The sequence below is a fragment of the Microbacterium foliorum genome, from assembly GCF_006385575.1.
In the GTDB taxonomy this organism is placed as follows: domain Bacteria; phylum Actinomycetota; class Actinomycetes; order Actinomycetales; family Microbacteriaceae; genus Microbacterium; species Microbacterium foliorum_B.
On the sequence record NZ_CP041040.1, the window covers coordinates 783,456 to 802,425 of the forward strand.

Here is an 18,970-nt window from a genome sequence, read left to right on the forward strand (position 1 = left end):
ATGACCGAGATCGAGCCTCCGGAGCTGCCGCGCGGAATCGCACTCGCCTGGGGGGTCGCGACGAACCCTCAGCGGGGACCCAAGCGCGAGATGAGCGTAGAGCGCATCGTCGACGCCGCCGTCGAGTTGGCGGATGCCGACGGGATCGGCGCCGTGTCGATGGCTGCCGTCGCGGCGGCGCTCGGATTCACACCCATGTCGCTGTATCGATACGTGAGCGCGAAGGACGACCTGCTGCTGCTCATGCAGGAGCAGGCCACGGGGTTGCCGCCGGAGACGGTGCGAGAGCTCGACGGCTGGCGCGCGAGGCTCCTTGCGCTGTACGCCGAGCAGGTGCTGCTGTATCAGCGCCACCCCTGGATGCTGTCTCTGCCGATCAACGGCTCGCCGATCACGCCCCACAGCTCTGCGTGGCTGGACGCGAGTCTCGAGGCGCTGGAGACGACGCCGCTCTCGGCAGATGAGCGCATGGCCGTGGCGCTGGCGGTCACCGGGAACGCGCGGTGGTGCGGAATCGTGCAGGCCGGCTACACGGAGCAGGCCCGAGGCAGCGGACTCGGGCCGGATGAGGTGGCACGCCGCGAGTCCGAGCTCTACGACCGCGTCATCACGGCAGACGAGTTCCCCGCGCTGCGCCGTGCGATCGACGACGGGGTGTTCACCTCGCCCTCCGATCCGTTCCGATTCGGCATCGAGCGCGTGTTCGACGGTGTCGCCGCCTACATCGACTCCCTCGACCGCGGAGCGCCGGCTCAGCCGGTGACCGACTGGATCGCCCTCGACCCGGTCGAGCTCACGGGTGATCGACGCCTCAAGGAGGCGCAGAAGGCTGTGCGGGAGGCCGAGAAGGCGCTCCGGCTCGCGCACAAGGCCGAGCGTCAGGCGCTCCGCGAGGCTCGCGAGCGAGTGGCGAGAGCGGCCAAGTCCCGCTGATCAGGTGATCCTCACTGATCACACACGCCACATGGGTTTACACGCGTCCCAGATTCCCCCTAGAGTGTGCACAAATCGAGAAAGGGGTACGTGGGATGCCCGAGGTTCCAGATGTCCGGTTCCTTACGGTGGCTGAGGTCGCCGAACTCATGCGCGTGTCGAAGATGACCGTCTATCGAATGGTGCACGCTGGGGAGCTGCCTGCCATTCGCTTCGGTCGCAGTTTCCGGGTTCCGGAATCCGCGGTGGCCGATGCTCTGCAACGACCGATAGCCGACGTCGGCTGACGCTCTCGTCTCGGTCTCGAGAGCGCGTGCGGCGAGAGCTCCACTGTTTGCTAGACTGATCCGAGGCATTTTTCCGTGCCCGTACCCGGGTGTCCGTCACCGACGACACCCAGCCACTGACTTAGTGAGGTTTCCGTGGGTTCTGTCATCAAGAAGCGCCGCAAGCGCATGGCGAAGAAGAAGCACCGCAAGCTGCTTCGTAAGACTCGCCACCAGCGTCGCAACAAGAAGTAAGCGACCAGACACGAGCGCCTGTCTCCGGACGGGCGCTTTGTGTCTCTGCCCCCGGTTTCCCACTCGTCGCAGGAGCATGCCATGAAGTCGATCACCGTCACCGAGCTCGCCGAGCGTTCGAACACTCCGCTCATCGATGTCCGCGAGGTCGATGAGTTCGCCGCCGGACACGTTCCCGGCGCGGTCAACATCCCGATGTCCGAGATCGGCAACCGTCTCGAAGAGCTTCCTGCAGAGTCGTTCGACGTGATCTGCCAGGCCGGCGGACGCTCGGCACGCGTGGTCGAGGCGCTCGAAGCCCGCGGTTACGACGCGACCAACGTCGAGGGTGGAACGGGCGAGTGGATCGCTCAGGGCCGCGATGTCGAGGTGCCGTCGGCGTGACCACGCTGACCCTCATCGGCAAGCCCGACTGCCACCTGTGCGACGTCGCGTCCGAGATCATCGACTCCGTGGTCGCCGAACTCCCTGACGCGGCTGCCGAGCGCATCGAGATCGTCGAGGCGTCGATCAAGGACGATCCCGCACTCTACGAGCTGTGGTGGGAGAAGATCCCGGTCGTCCTCATCGACGGGGAGCTGCATGCGCACTGGCGCCTGTCGGCCGATCGGCTGCGCGATGCGCTCGAATCCGCCGTGCAGCACGACGCACTGGAGAAGGAAGCGCGATGATCCGTCACGTCGTCACCTGGAAGCTCGCCGCAGACGATGCAGCGACGCGCTCCGAGCAGGCCGCCGAGGTCGCTCGCAGGCTGAATGAACTAGACGGCGTCGTGCCGCAGCTTCGCTCGATCTCTGCGGGCGCGAACATCGCATATCCCGACGCGAACTGGGACGTCACCCTCGTTGCGGACGTCGATTCGATCGATGCCCTCGAGGAATACCAGGTGCACCCGGCTCACGAAGAGGTCGTGGCGTACGTGCGCTCGGTGGTCGCGTCGCGCGTGGCCGTCGACTTCGAGGTCTGAGCCGCCGGTCTGCAGCTGTCGATCCGACGGGAGCAGGTGGAGTCATGGGCGAGATCACCTGGCGCGACGTGACCGTCGTGTGGGCGCGGCCCCCCGACCTTCAGGGGTTCACCGAATCCGACGCCGCCGCGATGGGGCAGGGGCAGATCGACCGCTTCCGCGAGCTGACCGGCAGGCGGGCCCAGGGGTTTCTGGCGGGGAGGGCACTGATCCGCGAACTCGTGCGCAGATTGCACGGCTCCGACGAGGTTCGGCTCTCCAGCCGCTGCGCGCGATGCGGCGCGGATCACGGCCGGCCGCGCTCCGCCGGCGTCTCGCTCAGCGTGAGCCATGCCGAGGATCTGGTCGTGGTGGCGGCGACAGCGGGGTCGACCCTGCTGGGCGTCGACGTCGAGCAGGCGACAGCCGATGGCCGCCTCGACGGGTTGGGGCCGCTGTTCCCCGACGGCAGCGCTCCGGATCTCGCGGCGTGGACGCGCATCGAAGCGGCCGTCAAGGCGGATGGTCGCGGCTTCGAGATCGAGCCGCCTGAGGTACTCCTGCAGCCGCGCTCCGATGGCGTGGAACCGCGCGTGTGGTCGGCGACGCTCCCCGGGCGCCGGGAGCCCCTCGAGGTCACGACGCTCATCGGGCCGCCCGGATACGTGCTGAGCGTCGCGGTCGGCTGATTCTCTGCCGTCAGCGCTGCCGTCAGCGCTGCCGTCAGCGCTGGCGCCGGGCAGCGGGGAGCGCGGGAAGCGGGAGCTCGTCGATCCAGGTCCGCACGAGGGCGCGCGCCTGGCCGCCGGCGACCTCGTCGACCAGCCCGAGGAAGTCGTCGCTCGTCACCGCGAGCCGAGCGAAGCGCGACGTCCACTCGCGCGTCAGAGCGAAGAACCGCTCGTCGCCGATCGTGAGACGCAGGGCATGCAGGGCGAGGGCGCCGCGCTTGTACACGCGGTCGTCGAACATGTCGTTCGGGCCGGGATCCGAGAGCACGAGGTCTTGGGGGAGTGTGCGGAGAGCGGCGTGATGCATCAGGGCCTTCGCGTGGGCGGTGGGCCCTCCCGCGGCCTCGGACCACAGCCACTCCGAGTAGCACGCGTATCCCTCGTTCAGCCAGATGTCCTGCCAGCGGGCGACGCCGACGCTGTTGCCGAACCACTGGTGTGCGAGCTCGTGCGCGATCAGCCGCTCGCTTCCACCCAGGCCGTCGACGTGGTTGGCACCGAAGATCGCCATGCCCTGAGCTTCGAGCGGGATCTCGAGCACGTCGGGGGTGACGACGATCTTGTACGACTCGTAGGGGTACGGGCCGAAGGCCTCGACGAACGTCTCCATCATCTGCGGCAGTGCGGCGAAGTCGGAGCGCACCCTCGGCGCAAGCGCTCGGGGGTGGAACAGCCGCCCCGGCGTCGCGCCGAGCTCGACCCTGTCGTCGTCGTACTGACCGAGCTGCACCGTCATCAGATACGTGGCCGTCGGCACCGGCTGGTCGAAGGTCCAGCGAGTGCGGCCCCGCTGCGTAGACCGGGTGGCGGCGCCGCCGCTCACGACGGTGTATTCGGGGTCGGCGGTGAACTGCAGGCGATACGTCGCCTTGTCGGAGGGGATGTCATTGCACGGGAACCAGGTCGGAGCGCCGGTCGGCTGCGACGCGACCAGCACGCCGTCCTCGAGCTCTTCCCAGCCGAGGAGTCCCCACCGTGTGCGGCGAGGCGACGGGGCACCCGAGTACTCGACGGTGACGGTGAGTTCCTGACCGCTCGCTCGCTCGCCGCCGAACGTCACCTTGAGCCGCCGGTCGTCCTGCCGGAACGAGGCGGCTCGGTCGCCGCTCACCCGCACCTTCGTGGCCTTGAGTCCGACGAGGTCGAAGGACACGTGCTTGGCCGACTCCTGCATCCGCAACCGGATCGTCGCGATGCCCGTGAGGCGGTTCGTCGTCACGCGGTAGTCGATGGCGAGGTCGTAGTGCAGCACCCCGTAGCGCCGATCACCGCTGTGCGGGGTGTACGGGTCGACGTTCATGCGTCGGAGGCCTGGTAGGAACGCACCTTGACGGCACGCCACGGGCCGATCGGGTTGCCGCTCCACCTGCTGCCGACGGGCACGAACTCGCCGCGCATCACGAGCGACGCAGGGCCGACCGTCGCATCCGCTCCGATCGTCGCCGCGGGGAGGATCACGCTGTGCGGCCCGAGGGTCGCACCGTTCTCGAGGGTCACTGCGTCGATGCTCATCACTCGATCATGGAACAGATGCGTCTGAACCACACATCCGCGGTTCACCGTGGCGCCGTCGCCGAGCGTCACGAGATCGGGCTCGGGCAGCCAGTAGCTGTCGGTCCAGACGCCTCGACCGATCTTGGCTCCGAGTGTGCGCAGCCAGATGGCGAGGGCGGGCGTACCGGAAGCCGCGTTCGCGAACCAGAGGGCGGCGACCATCTCAGTGAACGTGTCGGACACCTCGGTGCGCCAGACGAAGCTCGACCAGAGCGGATGCTCTCCGGCACGGATCGGCCCGACGATGATCCACTTCGCCGCTGTCGTGACGAGGGCGGCGATCGCGCCGGCGGCGAGCATGACGGCGCTCGAGAGCACGACCGCCCAGCCGAGCCCCCATGTCTCGACCACCGCGGCGAGCGTGAGCATCACGGCGAGTCCGATCGCGCAGGTCACGAACACCGGGATGATGCGCCCCAGCTCCCAGAGCGCTCGCGCGACGCGCAGACCGGTGCGGGGGCGATAGGTGCGCTCGAGGTCGGAGTCGTTGACCACCCGACGCAGTCGCGCGGCGGGCGAGCCCAACCACGACGACCCGGCCTTCGCCTTGGGCGGCGCGACAGACAGCACGGCCACGAGGCCGTCGCGGGGCACGTTGTGCCCGCCGGCCGCCATGCCGGAGTTGCCGAGGAACGCGCGCTTGCCGATCCGCGCCGTGCCCAGTCGCATCCACCCACCCTGCAGTTCGTAGGTGGCGACCATCGTGTCGTCGGCGAGGAATGCGCCGTCCGCGATCGTGGTGAGCTTCGGGATGAGCAGCACCGTCGACGCCTCGACATCGCGACCGACGTCGGCACCGAGGGCGCGTAGCCAGAACGGCGTGAAGCTGCTGGAGTACAGGGGGAAGAGGAAGGTGCGCGCAGAGTCGAGCAGGCGTTCGGTCGTCCACGCCTGCCACGCGACGCGGGAGCGCACCGGGTACACGCCCTCGCCCAGGCCGACCCCGAGCACGCGCACGAGAAGCAGCACGAGGGCGGCGAACACCACACCCGCGAGCAGCACGGCGGGAACGAGCAGCGCCAGGACGCCGGGGATCGCGGCTGCGAGGGAGTCGGCTCCTCGGATGTTGAGTGCCACCACCCATGCGCCTGCGGCCAGCGAGACGACGGGCAGCAGGCCGAGGAACGCAGACGATGCGGCGTACGCCCACAGCCAGCGGGTGCGGCTCGGCGGACGACCGGCCGCGAACGGCTTCGAGACACCGCCGATGCGTGCTGCCGGGGATCCGGCCCAGCGCTGCCCTGAGCGCACGCGCCCGAACACGGCGGAACCGGGTGCGATCTCGGCGCCGCGGCCGATCTTCGTGCCGGGAGCGAGGGTGCTGCGTGCGCCGATCGTCGAGTCGGCGCCGATCCGGATGCCGCCGATGCGCACGGTGTCGCCGTCGATCCAGTACCCGGTGAGGTCGACCTCGGGCTCGATCGAGGCCCCGGCCCCGATGTCGAGCATGCCCGTGATCGGGGGCACCGTGTGCAGATCGACGTCCTTGTGGATCCGTGCGCCGAGCGCCCTGGCGTAGTAGACGACCCAGGGCGCACCCGCGAGGCCCACCGGGTCGACCTGCTGCGCGATCTGCTCGGCGAGCCAGAGACGCAGGTGCACGCCGCCGCCCCGCGGGTAGTCGCCGGGCCGGAGACCGGCGAGCAGAAGGCGGGCAGCGACCGCGGCGATGGTCATCTTGCCCAGCGGGGTCACGAAGATCACCAGGCCGACGACGATCGTCCACACCGGAACGGCGGGAAGAAACTCGAATCCGGGGGTCAGGCGCAGGAGCCAGCTCGCGGTGAGCACGAAGAGCAGCCAGCGGATGCCGGTGAACACGAACAGCGGCAGCCCCGCGATCGTCTGCACCCACTGCATCCGCCGCGGTGTCGGTGCCTGCTGGCTGAAGACCCGCTCAGCGGTGTCTTCGTCGTCGGCTTCGTCGTCGACGGCATCGGCCATCTGACGAAGCCTCGGCAGATCGTAGACGTCGGTCATCGTGAACTCTGGTGCGCGGGTGCGCAGGCGCGAGACCAGCTGCGCGGCAGCGAGTGAGCCGCCACCGAGCTGGAAGAAGTCGGCGTCCTCATCGCTCGGGCGGACGCCGAGCACGGCGAACCACTGCTCGGCGAGCCAGGCGGCGGTGCCGGAGAGCGACGATTCGCCCTCATCGCCGGAATCGAGAGGCCACGGGAGCGCCGCCTTGTCGACCTTGCCGGAGGTGCGGACGGGCAGGTCATCGACGGTCGCGAGCAGCGGAATCAGGGGAGCGGGCAGCATCTCGGCGAGCTCGCCGCGCGCCACCTGCCTGTCGAAGCCCTCGTCGGGGACCACATAGCCGACGAGGATCGGCATTCCGGCCTCGGTCTTCTGCACGACCACGGTCGCCGCCGAGACGGAGCTCAGTCCCTGCAGCGCCGTCTCGACCTCGCCGAGCTCGATGCGGCGCCCGCCGATCTTGACCTGGTCGTCGGCACGGCCCTGGAAGATCAGGCCCTCGGGCTCGACGCGCACGACATCGCCGGAACGATAGGCGCGGTCCCAGCCGAGCGTCGGCATCGGCGCGTACTTCTCGGCATCCTTGGCGGGGTCGAGATAGCGGGCGAGGCCCACGCCGCCGATGATGAGCTCTCCCGCTTCGCCGTCGGCGACGCGCTGACCTTCTGCATCGACCACGGCCAGCGACCAGCCGTCCAGGGGCAGGCCGATGCGCACCGGACCCGTGCCGTCCATGAGCGAGGCACACGCGACGACCGTGGCCTCGGTCGGGCCGTACGTGTTCCAGACCTCGCGTCCGTCGGATGCCAGCCGCGCGACCAGCTCCGGAGGGCAGGCTTCGCCGCCGAAGATCAGCAGGCGCACGTTCTCGATCGCATCCTGGGGCCACAGGGCTGCGAGCGTGGGCACCGTCGAGACGACCGTGATGCCGTGCCCGAGCAGCCAGGGACCCAGATCCTCGCCCGACCGGACCAGAGCCCTCGGCGCCGGAACGAGACACGCGCCGTGGCCCCAGGCGAGCCACATCTCCTCGCACGATGCGTCGAACGCGACCGAGAGGCCCGCGAGCACGCGGTCGCCGGGGCCCAGCGGAGCATCCTGCAGGAACAGGCGCGCCTCGGCGTCGACGAAGGCGGCCGCGGAGCGATGCGAGACGGCGACGCCCTTGGGCACCCCGGTCGAACCGGAGGTGAAGATGATCCACGCGTCGTCGTCGACGGTCGGCGGTGCGACGACGGGCACCGCCGAGGTGCTCGGGTGCGGCGTCGCGCTGGAGAACAGCTCCCTCGCGTCAGAGGTGTCGGCGGGGCGGTAGCCCGCGTCGGTGATCATGCCGACGATGCGTGCCTCGCGGAAGACGAGATCGGCCCGCTCCTGGGGGTCGTCCGCATCGACCGGGACGTATGCCGCGCCGGCGGCCATCGTGCCGAGGATCGCGATGTAGAGATCACGGCGGCCGGAGGTCATCCTGATGCCGACGCGATCGCCCTGACTCACGCCCTGCTCTCGCAGAACGGCGGCGGTGCGCCACACCTGCGCCAGCAGCTCCGCGTAGCTCAGCGCGCCGTCGGCGTCTTCGACTGCCGATGCATCGGGATGCCGCTCGGTGGTGTCCCGGAGGATGTCGATCAGCGTGCGGGGGAGTGGCGCCTCGGCAGCGCGGTCGAGCGCCTCCTGCACGTCAGTTCGCAAGGAGGTCGAGCAGTGCGGCCTTCGACAGCCGCGAGTATCCGGTGCGGCCCTCGGCGCGGGCACGGGCCCGGAGCTCGACGACAGTGAGATCGCTCAGCTCGGACGCAGAGGCTTCCGCCGGTGCGGTCTTCTTCGGCGTCGCCCTCTTCGTGGTCGTCGCCTTCTTCGCAGCAGGGGCGGCAGGCGTCGTCGGTGCCTTCGGTGCGACCGCGGGCGCCGCCGGCTCGGTGGTCTTCGCGGCGGGAGACGTGGAACCGTCGGGCGTGGTCGTAGCCTTCTTCGACGCCGATGGGGCCTCGGTGGACGGCTTGGTGGCGGACTTCTTCGCGCCCGACTCCTTCGCCTCGGACTTCTTCGCGCCTGGCTTCTTCGCCTCGGACTTCTTCGTGTCGGACTTCTTGTCGGCCTTCTTCGCCTCGGCCTTCTTGTCGGCCTTGTTCGGAGCCTGCAGACGCGCGGCGGCCTCGTGGAGGCGCTCGGTGGCGGCGGTGGCCGCCTTCGCGACCTTCTTCGGACGGTCGGCGATCTTCTTCTTCGATGCGCTCGCCGCGTCCTTCGCGTCCTCGACGAGAGGCTTGAGCTTCTTCGCCGCCTTCTTCGGAAGGGTCTTGATCAGCTTCTTGGCGTCCTTCGCGGCATCCTTGGCGGCATCGAGTGCTGCCTCGGCGTTCCGGTGGGCGGGGGTCTTCTTGGCCATGATCGATCCTCCTGTGCGACCCGAGCGCGTCCGCCGGGTGTTGGCAGAGAGGATACTCAGGCAAGGTGAACAATCGGTGCCGCGTCGGCGGTGCGCCATGTCATATCCCGTCACACTTGCAACACAAATGTGATCCGCTGAAGGCGGCTGGCGACCGGTCGGGCCGGGCGGTGCATGTTTAGATGTTCTCCTACCCCTCCGTGGGCAACCACACCCTCGTCGTTCAGGAGCTGACATGCGCCGTCGCAACATCATCGCCGGGATCGCGCTCGCCGCGACCGCCACTCTCGCCCTCGCCGGCTGTGCGACGGGCAGTGGAGACGCAGGCTCGGGCGAGCCCGCGGCCGGTGACGAGTACGGCCTCATCGAGGCGGGCACCCTGACTGTCTGCTCCGACATCCCCTACGCTCCGTTCGAGTTCGAGGGCGGCGACAACGGCACCGGCTACACCGGCTTCGACATCGACCTGCTCGACGCGATCGCCAAGGAGCTCGACCTCAAGCTCGCGGTGCAGGACGTCGGATTCGACGCGCTGCAGTCGGGCACGACGCTCGCGGCCGGCCAGTGCGACGTCGGCGCCTCGGCGATGACGATCACTGACGAGCGCAAGGCCAACATCGACTTCTCCGAGCCGTACTACGAGTCGCTGCAGTCGCTGCTGGTGCGCACCGACTCGGGCATCGAGTCGATCGACGACCTCTCCGGCAAGAATGTCGGCGTGCAGCAGGGCACCACCGGCGAGGCGTACGCGACCGAGAACGCCGAGGGCGCCCAGCTCGTGCAGTACCCCTCCGACGGCGAGCTGTGGCCCGCGATGCAGGCCGGCCAGATCGACGCGATCCTGCAGGACCAGCCGGTGAACCTCGAGCACGAGAAGGCTGACAGCGCCTACAAGATCGTCGAGGAGTACGAGACCGGCGAGTCCTACGGCTTCGCCTACGCGAAGGGCGAGAAGGATGCGCTGCGCGAGGCGGTCGACGGTGCGCTGCAGGATCTCCGCGACAGCGGCGACTACCAGACGATCTACGACACCTACTTCACCGCGAAGTAATCGGCGAGCGACGTAGGACAGGGAGACCTTGACAATGGCGTTGAGGCGCACCACGAAGAGCAAGCTGTATCGGTACACCGTCTATGCGATCCTGATCGCGGTCGTCGTCTGGCTGATCGTCAGCACCGACTGGGCGAGGATCGCGCAGCTCTACTTCAACCCGGAGATCGCCGCCAAGATGCTCCCGGGCATCATCACGACGGCGCTCGTGAACACACTGTGGTTCACGGCGGTCGCGTTCGCGGGAGGTCTGCTGCTCGGCATCCTGCTGGCGCTCATGAAGCTGTCGAGCATCGGGCCCTTCCGCTGGATCGCGACGGCATGGATCGAGCTGTTCCGCGGGCTTCCCGCGATCCTCACGATCTTCGCCATCGCCTTCATCCTGCCGATCGGACTCGGCGTGCCTGGGACCAAGCTCGGTGGCCCGGTCGTGCTCGGACTGATCGGTCTGATCCTGGTGGCGTCGGCCTACATGGCCGAGACGATCCGCGCGGGTATCCAGGCGGTTCCGAAGGGGCAGACCGAAGCCGCGCGCTCCCTCGGCATGTCGCCCATGAAGACGACCTTCTGGATCGTCGTGCCGCAGGGCTTCCGCATCATCATCCCGCCGCTGACCAACGAGTTCGTGCTCCTGCTGAAGGACACCTCGCTGCTCTTCGTCGCGGGATCCTTCATCTGGTCGAAGGAGCTCACGAACTTCGCGCGTGACGCGAGCACGCAGAACGCGAACGGAACGCCGCTGATCATGGCGGCGGCCCTCTACCTGATCGTGACGATCCCCCTCACGCGCTTCAGCGCGTACCTGGAACGAAGGATGTCGAGGCAGCGATGATCACCGATCTGATTGACGTCCACGCGCCGGCGATCGACCTGCAGGGGCTCGTGAAGAGCTTCGGCGACAACGAGGTGCTCAAAGGCATCGACCTCACCGTCACGAAGGGCGAGGTGGTGTGCATCATCGGCCCGTCGGGCTCCGGCAAGTCGACCCTGCTGCGCTCGGTGAACCTGCTCGAAGAGCCCACCGGCGGCAAGGTGCTCATCGAGGGCATCGACATCACCGACCCCGATGTCGACATCGACCGGGTGCGCACGCGCATCGGAATGGTGTTCCAGAGCTTCAACCTGTTCCCGCACCTCGATGTGATGGGCAACCTCATGATCGCGCAGCAGCGCGTGAAGAAGAGGTCGAAGGCCGAGGCCGAGAGAGTCGCGAAAGAGATGCTCGGTCGCGTCGGACTCTCCGAGAAGGCAGACGCCTTTCCCGGGCACCTGTCGGGCGGTCAGCAGCAGCGCGTCGCGATCGCGCGTGCGCTGTGCATGAACCCCGACATGATGCTGTTCGACGAGCCGACCTCGGCGCTCGACCCCGAGCTCGTCGGCGAGGTGCTGCAGGTCATGCGCTCGCTCGCCGATGAGGGGATGACCATGCTGGTCGTCACGCACGAGATGGGCTTCGCCCGCGAGGTCGGGTCGCGACTGATCTTCATGGACGGCGGATACATCGTCGAAGAGGGCGACCCCCGCGAGGTGCTCGCCAACCCGCAGCATCCGCGTACGCAGGACTTCCTGGCGCGAGTGCTCTGATCCTCGGATCACCCGCGCAGACAGAGACCCCCTCCCGCTGATCCAGCAGGAGGGGGTCTCTGTATGCGCGTCGGCGGCGAGTCAGCCGCGCGGATGCACGGTCACAGGCTCGGGCGCGACCGCGATGCGCACCCGATCTCCGAAGGCCGGGTGGATGCCGGGAGCATGCTGGAGGCGCACCAACTCACCCGACTCCGTGCGCACGAGGGTGCGGCGCATGCTGCCCAGGAACGTGCTCTCCTGCACGAGGGCGTCGGTCGCGGCATCCGCCTCGGACGCGAAGTGCACGTTCTCCGGGCGCAGGTAGACGTCGACGGGGCCGTCGGCCGGTGACTGCAGGGGGAGCTTCTGGCCCCACACCACGACGTGGTCGCCCTCGGCGACGCCCGACACGACGCTCGAGAGACCGACGAACGCGGCGACACCCGCCGTCGAGGGTGTCGTGTAGAGCTGCTCGGGAGTGCCGATCTGCTCGACGGTGCCTGCGTTCATCACGGCGATCCGGTCTGAGACGGCCAGGGCCTCCTCCTGATCGTGCGTGACGAACACGGTGGTGATGCCGAGGCGAAGCTGGATGCGACGGATCTCGTCACGCAGCTGCACGCGCACCTTGGCGTCGAGGGCTGAGAGCGGCTCGTCGAGCAGCAGCACCTTCGGCTCGGTGACCAGAGCGCGGGCGAGCGCCACTCGCTGCTGCTGACCGCCCGAGAGCTGATGCGGGAAGCGGTCGGCGAAGTCGGCGAGCCCCACCAAAGCCAGGGCGTCGAGAGCCCGCTTGGCTGCCTCGGCCTTGCCCACCCCGCGGCGCCGCAGCCCGAACGCGGTGTTCTCCGCCACGCGCAGGTGCGGGAACAGCGAATAGGACTGGAAGACCATGCCGATGTCGCGCTTGTTGGTCGGAACCCGCGAGACGTCTCCGCCGTCGAGCAGCACGGCTCCGCTGTCGAGACCCTCGAGCCCGGCGAGCACCCGCAGCAGAGTGGTCTTGCCGCAGCCGGAGGGGCCGAGCAGAGAGACGAACTCACCCGGCGCGATGTCGAGGTCGACTCCGTGCAGCACCGTGTTGCCCGAGTAGCTCTTCACGATGCTCTGCAGCTGCACACGCGTGCCCTCGCCGGCCTCGGCGAGGAGCATGTTGTCGGCGGTCTGGGGGAGGGTCATGAGCGGGCCTTTCCGTTGCCGCGCGCGACGCGGCCGATGAGGAGGAGCAGGAGGAAGACGAACAGCAGCGCCAGCAGGGTGAAGATGGCCGGTGCGTACGGGTCCTGCTTCTGGACGACGACCATGGCCGTCTGGAACACCTGGCGGTTGAGGAGCGACGCGATCGTGAACTCGCCGAGCACGACGGCGATCGAGATCAATGAGGCCGCGAGCAGACCCTGGCGGAGGTTTGGGGCGAGCACCTTCAGCACCACCGTCGGCCAGCTCGCGCCGAGTGAGCGCGCGGCCTCAGCGAGGGTGCGCAGGTCGGCCGCATCGATGGACGCCTGGATCGACCGGTACGCGAAGGGCAGCACGGTGATGCCGTAGGCGAAGGCCAGCGTCCAGGTGCCGGTGCCGAGCGAACGGCCGATCTGCAGGTAGATCGGCGCGAGACCGACGACGAGCACGATCGCGGGAATCGAGATCGGCAGCAGCACCGCGAACTCGAACACCGGCTTGAGCTTCGCGAAGCGCAGGTTGACCAGGATCATCGTCGGCGCGAGCAGGAGGAGCACGATCGCGAGCGTCACCACGGCCAGGATCAGCGAGTTGCCGAGGCCCATCCAGATGGGCTTGATCGCTGCCGACTTCTCGGGGTCGAACAGGGCGGCCCACCGCTCGAGGCCGAGGGTCCCGTCGGTCTGGCGCAGCGTATAGAGGAAGGTCGAGACCAGCGGGATGGCGAAGAACGCGCCGACGACGATACCGATGATCCAGCGGGTCGCGAGAGAAGGGCCGAGACGGTTCATGACTGCCACCTCGCGGCCCGTCGTTGGATGAGCGAGTACAGGGCCATGACGACTCCGACGATCACGATCATGCCCAGCGCGAGTGCGCCGGCCAGGTTCTCACGGCCGAGCACGGTCTCGCTGGTGAGCGCTGCGCGGATCTGCAGCGGGACGATCTGCGCGCCCTGGCTCGCGAGGGCCGCGGCCGTGGCGTACGACGAGAACGCGTTCGCGAACAGCAGCAGCAGGCTCGCGAGAAACGAGGGGGCCAGCACCGGGATGCCGATGCGCAGCCAGAAACTCGAGCTGGTGCCGCCGAGCGTGAGGTTCGCCTCGGCCCACTGCGGCTTCAGCGCGGCGAGGGCGGGCATGAACGTGATCACCATGAGAGGGATCTGGAAGTAGATGTACGGCAGGATCAGGCCGGGCAGCTCGTAGAGCCAGGTGCCGTTCTCGAAGATGTCGAAGCCGAAGGTGTCCTGCAGGAACAGCTTGAGCACGCCCTGGATGCCGATCGTGGCGATGAAGGCGAACGCGAGCATCACGCCACCGAACTGCGCGAGCACGCCGGCCGCGGCATCCACCGTTGAGCGGACGGCCCCGTCGGGGTTCATTCCGAGGAGGGCATAGCAGACCAGTGCGCCCACGATCGCGCCGACGACGGCGGTCAGCAGCGACAGCCCGGCCGAGTTCGCGAACGTGGCGAGCACGACGGGGTCGCCGAGGGCCGAGACGTTCGCCCACGTGAACGAGCCGTCCTTCGTGAAGAAGCCCGAGCCGATCGCGAGGATCGTCGGCACGGCGAGGAAGAGCAGCACGTAGGCGGCGAAGGGCACGAGACCGAGCCAGGCCGCTGACGGCGCCGAGCGCCGGGGCCCCGAGCTGACGGGCCCGGCGCCGGCCGGAGTGAGGGGGACGGGGGCGGATGCCGTGGCATCCGCCCCCGTCGTGGTGGCAGTGGTCACTGGACCGCCGCTGCCCACTTCTCGCCGAGCAGCGTGCCGGCGTTCGTCGACTGCTCCTCGGTCGGGACGACCGTCTCGCTCGGGACCTCGGGAAGCGCCGCGGCCAGGTCGGCGTCGATCGTGCCGGCCTCGGTCATGGCCTCCATGCGAGCCGGACGAGCGCCGCCCTTGAGCCACAGGTTCTGCACCTCGTCGCTGTAGAGGAACTCCTGCCACAGGCGTGCGGCCGCCGGGTTCGGGGCATCCTTGTTGATCGCCTGGTTGTAGTAGCCGGCGTAACCGGTGCCGTCGAAGACGACGACCTCCCAGTTCTCGTTGTCAGCCTTGTGCGAGGCGTTCAGGTAGTCCCAGTCGAAGACGACGGGGGTCTCGCCGCTCGCGACGGTCGCGGTGGTGACGTCGACCTTGAGCAGGTTGCCGGCCTTCTGCAGGTCGGAGAAGAAGTCGATGCCCGGCTGGAAGTCATCGAGCGTGCCGTCGGACTGCACGGTGGCGAGGCCCACGGCGGCGAAGGCCGCACCGGCCTGCGTCGGGTCGCCGTTGATGGCGACGGCGCCCTTGTACGCGGCATCCTTCAGGTCGTCGAGCGATTCGGGAGCGTCGAACTTCGAGGAGTCGTAACCGATCGACATGTATCCGCCGTAGTCGCCGACGAAGAGTCCGGTCGGCTCCTTGAGCGCGTCGGGGATGTCGTCCCACGTCTGCACCTGGTACGGGGCGAACACATCGGTGTTCTGCAGGGCGACCGTGAGGCCGAGGTCGAACACGTCGGGTGCGGTGTCGAGGCCCTCGTTCGTCTTCGCGGCCTGGATCTCTTCCGCGCTCGAGACGTCGGGTGATGCCTCGTTGATCGTGATCTCGGGGTACTTCTCGGCGAAGAGGTCGAGGATCTCGCCGTAGTTGGCCCAGTCGCGCGGAAGGGCGATGACGTTGAGCTGGCCCTCGGCCTTGGCGGCCTCTTCGAGCTCGGCGAAGGAGCCGAAGTCCTCGACCGAGGTGGCTGCTGCGGCGTCGACCTCGTCGCTGCCGGCGGCCGGGGCCTCAGCGCCCGTCGCGCAGGCGGTCAGGCCGAGCGCTGCGGTGGTGAACAGGGCGATGCCGGCGCCGATGCGCGCGCGGCGGTGGAAGTTTGTCATCAGGGTCCTCTCGGTGCCCGGCGTTGCGCGCCGGATTCGGGTTGCGAGAGGACACTATGAGCCGCGGGTTGCCGATCATCGCGGCCTCGGTGAACGCGAGGTGTCCGGGTCGTGGCGGGTCGCCCACGCTCGGCTTGACGCCGGTCGTCGGGGTGACGTGCGGTCTGACATCCTGGACGGATGGACATCGGCAGTGTGCTCGGGCTCGAGCAGCTCACCTGGGGCACGCTGATCCTCATCGTCATCGCGGCGTTCGCCGCTGGGTGGATCGACGCGGTCGTGGGTGGCGGCGGGTTGCTGCAGCTGCCTGCGCTGCTGCTGATCCCCGGGATCTCGCCGATCCAGGCCCTCGCCACCAACAAGCTCGCCTCCGTGTTCGGCACGGCCACGAGCAGCGTCACGTACTACCGTCGAGCGAAGCCCGACATTCGCACGGCGCTGCCGATGGCCGTGATCGCCCTGGCCGGATCGTTCGGCGGGGCAGCCGTCGCGACGATCCTGCCGGCCGCGGCATTCAAGCCGATCATCGTCGTCGCGCTGCTCGCCGTCGCCCTCTTCACGGCGTTCCGCCCACAGATGGGCGCGGCGACGCGCCTGCGGTTCAGCGGCCACAAGCACCACATCATGGCAGGGCTCGCCGGACTCGTGATCGGGTTCTACGACGGGCTGATCGGACCGGGAACCGGGACCTTCCTGGTGATCTCGCTCGTCGCACTGCTGGGGTACGACTTCCTGCAGGCGAGTGCGAAGGCGAAGATCGTGAACCTCGCCACGAACACCGGCGCGCTGCTCCTCTTCATCCCACACGGTGCCGTGCTGTGGCTGCTGGGCGGGATCCTCGCGGTGGCGAATGTCGCCGGCAGCTATCTCGGCTCGCGCATGGCGATCTCACGCGGCACGACCTTCATCCGCGTCGTGTTCCTCGTCGTGGTGGTCGCCCTGATCGCCAAGCTCGGCGTCGACGTGTGGAACGAGAACATCGCGCCCGCGCTCGCCGCCCTGCGCTGAGCATCCGTCCGTCCCGCGCGTGCGCGTCGTGAGTCCGATTGCTCTTGGTAAGGCCGGTTCGAGGGGATTCGGACTTCTGGGGCGCACTGTGACTTGTGTGGCGTGCGGCCGCGGCGGCGCTGAGCATCCGTCCGTCCGCGCGTACGCGTCGTGAGTCCGATTGCGCTTGGTAAGGCCGGTTCGAGGGGATTCGGACTTCTGAGGCGCACTGTGACTTGCCAGGCCCGCGGCCGCGCCCACCCCACGCCCACGACCAGGGCCGCGGCCAAGCCCCCCGCTGCGCTGAGCATGCGAAGAGGCCCCCTCCTGCGTGAGCGGGAGAGGGCCTCTTTGTGCGAGGGTCAGGCCTCGTCGTCCTCGGGCTCGAAGTCGACGCCGGCCTCGGCACGCTGCTCGGGCGTGATCGGAGCCGGAGCAGCAGTCAGCGGGTCGAAGCCGTTGCCCGACTTCGGGAACGCGATGACGTCGCGGATCGACTCGGTCTTCGCCAGGTGCTGCAGCACGCGGTCCATGCCGAGCGCGATTCCACCGTGCGGCGGTGCGCCGAACTTGAACGCGTCGAGGAGGAATCCGAACTGCTCCTGCGCGACCTGGTCGCTGATGCCCATGACCTCGAACACGCGCTTCTGCACGTCTTCGCGGTGGATGCGGATCGATCCGCCGCCGAGCTCCGAGCCGTTGCACACGATGTCGTAGGCGTAGGCGAGAGCCGAACCGGGGTCGGTGTCGAACGTGTCCTGGAACTCGGGCTTGGGCCCCGTGAACGCGTGGTGCACGGCGGTCCACGCTCCGGCGCCGACGGCGACGTCACCGGATGCCACGGCATCCGCGGCCGGCTCGAACATCGGGGCGTCGACGACCCACGTGAACGCGAACTCGTCGGGGTTCAGGTAGCCGAGACGGCGGCCGATCTCGACACGGGCGGCGCCGAGAAGAGCGCGGCTCTCCTTGGTCGATCCGGCGGCGAAGAACACGCAGTCGCCGGCGGAGGCTCCGACGAACTCTGCGAGCCCGGCCTGTTCGGCCTCGGAGAGGTTCTTGGCAGCGGGGCCGCCGAGCGAGCCGTCCTCGTTGAAGAGCACGTACGCGAGGCCGCGGGCGCCGCGCTGCTTGGCCCAGTCCTGCCAGGCGTCGAGCTGCTTGCGCGGCTGGCTCGCGCCGCCGGGCATGACGACGGCACCGACGTACTCGGCCTGGAAGACCCGGAACGGGGTGTTCGCGAAGTACTCGGTCGCTTCGACGAGCTCGAGTCCGAAGCGCAGGTCGGGCTTGTCGGAGCCGTACTTCGCCATGGCGTCGGCATAGGTCAGGCGCGGCAGCGGGGTCTGCACCTCGACGCCGATCGTCTTCCACATCGCTTGGATGAGCGTCTCCATCAGCGTGATGACGTCTTCCTGGTCTACGAAGCTCATCTCGATGTCGAGCTGCGTGAACTCCGGCTGACGGTCCGCCCGGAAGTCCTCATCGCGGTAGCAGCGAGCGATCTGGTAGTACTTCTCGACGCCGCCGACCATGAGCAGCTGCTTGAACAGCTGCGGCGACTGCGGCAGGGCGTACCAGCTGCCGGGGTGCAGGCGCGCAGGCACGACGAAGTCGCGAGCACCCTCCGGAGTCGAGCGGGTGAGCGTCGGCGTCTCGACCTCGGTGAAGTCCTCGCCGTGCAGCACGTCGCGGACGGCCTTGTAGACGTTCGAGCGCAGACGCAGAGCGGATGCCGCCGCGGGGCGACGAAGGTCGAGATAGCGGTACTTGAGGCGCGCCTCCTCGCCGACCGTCTCGGTGTCGGCGACGGCCGTCGACACCTGGAACGGCAGCGGAGCGGACTCGTTCAGCACCTCGACGTCGGTCGCGATCAGCTCGATCTCGCCGGTCGGCAGGTTCGGGTTCGCGTTGCCGTCGGGGCGACGCGAGACCTCGCCGGTGACCTTGAGGACGAACTCGTTGCGCAGCGGGTGCGCCACCTCTTCGTCGCGGATGACGACCTGGGCGATGCCCGATGCATCCCGAAGATCGATGAACGCGACTCCTCCGTGATCACGACGGCGATCGACCCAACCCGAGAGGGTGACGGTCTGACCGATTTGCTCGGCTCGCAGTGAGCCTGCCGAGTGGGTGCGAAGCACGGAGGATTCCTCCTGATCTGGGAAATGATGAACCCGCCCATTCTACGGGGGCGGTGTCGCCTCCTCCGCCGGTGGCATATCGGTCAGTAGGATCGCCACGACAGCCGCTCGACCAGCG

19 protein-coding genes are annotated in these 18,970 nt (G+C 68.6%); 11 read left to right on the plus strand and 8 right to left on the minus strand.

Going from position 1 to position 18,970, the window contains the following annotated elements:
- The 7 genes from FIV50_RS03805 to FIV50_RS03835 all read left to right on the plus strand — a co-directional run bounded on the left by FIV50_RS03805 (window position 1) and on the right by FIV50_RS03835 (window position 3,089).
- On the plus strand, window positions 1-933 hold the full coding sequence (locus FIV50_RS03805; protein WP_140036270.1) for a TetR/AcrR family transcriptional regulator: 933 nt from the start codon (window positions 1-3) through the stop codon (window positions 931-933).
- 95 nt (window positions 934-1,028) lie between these two features.
- On the plus strand, window positions 1,029-1,220 hold the full coding sequence (locus FIV50_RS03810) for a helix-turn-helix domain-containing protein (RefSeq protein WP_042538977.1): 192 nt from the start codon (window positions 1,029-1,031) through the stop codon (window positions 1,218-1,220).
- A gap of 135 nt (window positions 1,221-1,355) precedes the next feature.
- The gene (locus tag FIV50_RS03815) at window positions 1,356-1,454 is read left to right on the plus strand and encodes a 30S ribosomal protein bS22 (RefSeq protein ID WP_003792170.1); all 99 of its coding nucleotides are present in this window, start codon (window positions 1,356-1,358) and stop codon (window positions 1,452-1,454) included.
- An 81-nt stretch (window positions 1,455-1,535) separates the two neighbouring features.
- Window positions 1,536-1,838 carry a rhodanese-like domain-containing protein gene (locus FIV50_RS03820; RefSeq protein ID WP_140036271.1) on the plus strand — a complete coding sequence of 101 codons (303 nt, stop codon included), beginning with the start codon at window positions 1,536-1,538 and terminating at the stop codon, window positions 1,836-1,838.
- A complete protein-coding gene (locus tag FIV50_RS03825; RefSeq protein WP_140036272.1) occupies window positions 1,835-2,125 on the plus strand; it encodes a glutaredoxin family protein in 291 nt (96 codons plus the stop codon). Before FIV50_RS03820 ends, FIV50_RS03825 begins: the two co-directional genes overlap by 4 nt.
- Entirely contained in the window at window positions 2,122-2,421 is a 300-nt protein-coding gene (locus FIV50_RS03830) for a Dabb family protein (protein WP_140036273.1), read from the plus strand. Before FIV50_RS03825 ends, FIV50_RS03830 begins: the two co-directional genes overlap by 4 nt.
- 44 nt (window positions 2,422-2,465) lie before the next feature.
- Window positions 2,466-3,089 carry a 4'-phosphopantetheinyl transferase family protein gene (locus FIV50_RS03835; RefSeq protein WP_140036274.1) on the plus strand — a complete coding sequence of 208 codons (624 nt, stop codon included), beginning with the start codon at window positions 2,466-2,468 and terminating at the stop codon, window positions 3,087-3,089.
- 34 nt (window positions 3,090-3,123) lie between these two features.
- Here FIV50_RS03835 and FIV50_RS03840 read toward each other — a convergent pair whose 3' ends face one another.
- The 3 genes from FIV50_RS03840 to FIV50_RS03850 are packed head-to-tail and all read right to left on the minus strand — an operon-like array spanning window position 3,124 to window position 9,054.
- A complete protein-coding gene (locus FIV50_RS03840) occupies window positions 3,124-4,431 on the minus strand; it encodes a M1 family metallopeptidase (RefSeq protein ID WP_140036275.1) in 1,308 nt (435 codons plus the stop codon).
- Window positions 4,428-8,345, minus strand: a complete 3,918-nt coding sequence (locus tag FIV50_RS03845) for a Pls/PosA family non-ribosomal peptide synthetase (RefSeq protein ID WP_140038620.1) — start codon at window positions 8,343-8,345, stop codon at window positions 4,428-4,430. The genes FIV50_RS03840 and FIV50_RS03845 overlap by 4 nt, the downstream gene beginning before the upstream one ends.
- A 1-nt stretch (window position 8,346) precedes the next feature.
- A complete protein-coding gene (locus FIV50_RS03850) occupies window positions 8,347-9,054 on the minus strand; it encodes a histone H1 (RefSeq protein ID WP_140036276.1) in 708 nt (235 codons plus the stop codon).
- A gap of 235 nt (window positions 9,055-9,289) precedes the next feature.
- On the opposite strand from FIV50_RS03850, the gene FIV50_RS03855 reads away from it, so the two are divergent.
- The 3 genes from FIV50_RS03855 to FIV50_RS03865 are packed head-to-tail and all read left to right on the plus strand — an operon-like array spanning window position 9,290 to window position 11,689.
- A complete protein-coding gene (locus FIV50_RS03855) occupies window positions 9,290-10,105 on the plus strand; it encodes a transporter substrate-binding domain-containing protein (protein ID WP_140036277.1) in 816 nt (271 codons plus the stop codon).
- A gap of 34 nt (window positions 10,106-10,139) precedes the next feature.
- Complete coding sequence (locus FIV50_RS03860; RefSeq protein WP_140036278.1) at window positions 10,140-10,937, plus strand: amino acid ABC transporter permease; 798 nt, start codon at window positions 10,140-10,142, stop codon at window positions 10,935-10,937.
- Window positions 10,934-11,689 carry an amino acid ABC transporter ATP-binding protein gene (locus FIV50_RS03865; RefSeq protein ID WP_140036279.1) on the plus strand — a complete coding sequence of 252 codons (756 nt, stop codon included), beginning with the start codon at window positions 10,934-10,936 and terminating at the stop codon, window positions 11,687-11,689. Before FIV50_RS03860 ends, FIV50_RS03865 begins: the two co-directional genes overlap by 4 nt.
- 81 nt (window positions 11,690-11,770) lie before the next feature.
- Here the strand turns inward: FIV50_RS03865 and FIV50_RS03870 are convergent, their stop codons facing one another.
- Genes FIV50_RS03870 through FIV50_RS03885 form a run of 4 tightly spaced genes read right to left on the minus strand, consistent with a single transcriptional unit; the run spans window position 11,771 to window position 15,721 of the window.
- Window positions 11,771-12,850: an ABC transporter ATP-binding protein gene (locus FIV50_RS03870; protein WP_140036280.1), complete on the minus strand. Its 1,080-nt coding sequence runs from the start codon at window positions 12,848-12,850 to the stop codon at window positions 11,771-11,773.
- On the minus strand, window positions 12,847-13,641 hold the full coding sequence (locus FIV50_RS03875) for an ABC transporter permease (RefSeq protein WP_140036281.1): 795 nt from the start codon (window positions 13,639-13,641) through the stop codon (window positions 12,847-12,849). Before FIV50_RS03875 ends, FIV50_RS03870 begins: the two co-directional genes overlap by 4 nt.
- Entirely contained in the window at window positions 13,638-14,585 is a 948-nt protein-coding gene (locus tag FIV50_RS03880; RefSeq protein WP_258184403.1) for an ABC transporter permease, read from the minus strand. The genes FIV50_RS03875 and FIV50_RS03880 overlap by 4 nt, the downstream gene beginning before the upstream one ends.
- Complete coding sequence (locus tag FIV50_RS03885) at window positions 14,582-15,721, minus strand: ABC transporter substrate-binding protein (RefSeq protein ID WP_140036283.1); 1,140 nt, start codon at window positions 15,719-15,721, stop codon at window positions 14,582-14,584. The genes FIV50_RS03880 and FIV50_RS03885 overlap by 4 nt, the downstream gene beginning before the upstream one ends.
- A gap of 180 nt (window positions 15,722-15,901) precedes the next feature.
- Here FIV50_RS03885 and FIV50_RS03890 point away from each other — a divergent pair, with 180 nt between their 5' ends.
- On the plus strand, window positions 15,902-16,729 hold the full coding sequence (locus FIV50_RS03890; RefSeq protein ID WP_140036284.1) for a sulfite exporter TauE/SafE family protein: 828 nt from the start codon (window positions 15,902-15,904) through the stop codon (window positions 16,727-16,729).
- A gap of 341 nt (window positions 16,730-17,070) precedes the next feature.
- Here FIV50_RS03890 and aspS read toward each other — a convergent pair whose 3' ends face one another.
- Window positions 17,071-18,852: an aspartate--tRNA ligase gene (gene aspS / locus FIV50_RS03895; protein WP_140036285.1), complete on the minus strand. Its 1,782-nt coding sequence runs from the start codon at window positions 18,850-18,852 to the stop codon at window positions 17,071-17,073.
- Window positions 18,853-18,970 lie beyond the last annotated feature (118 nt).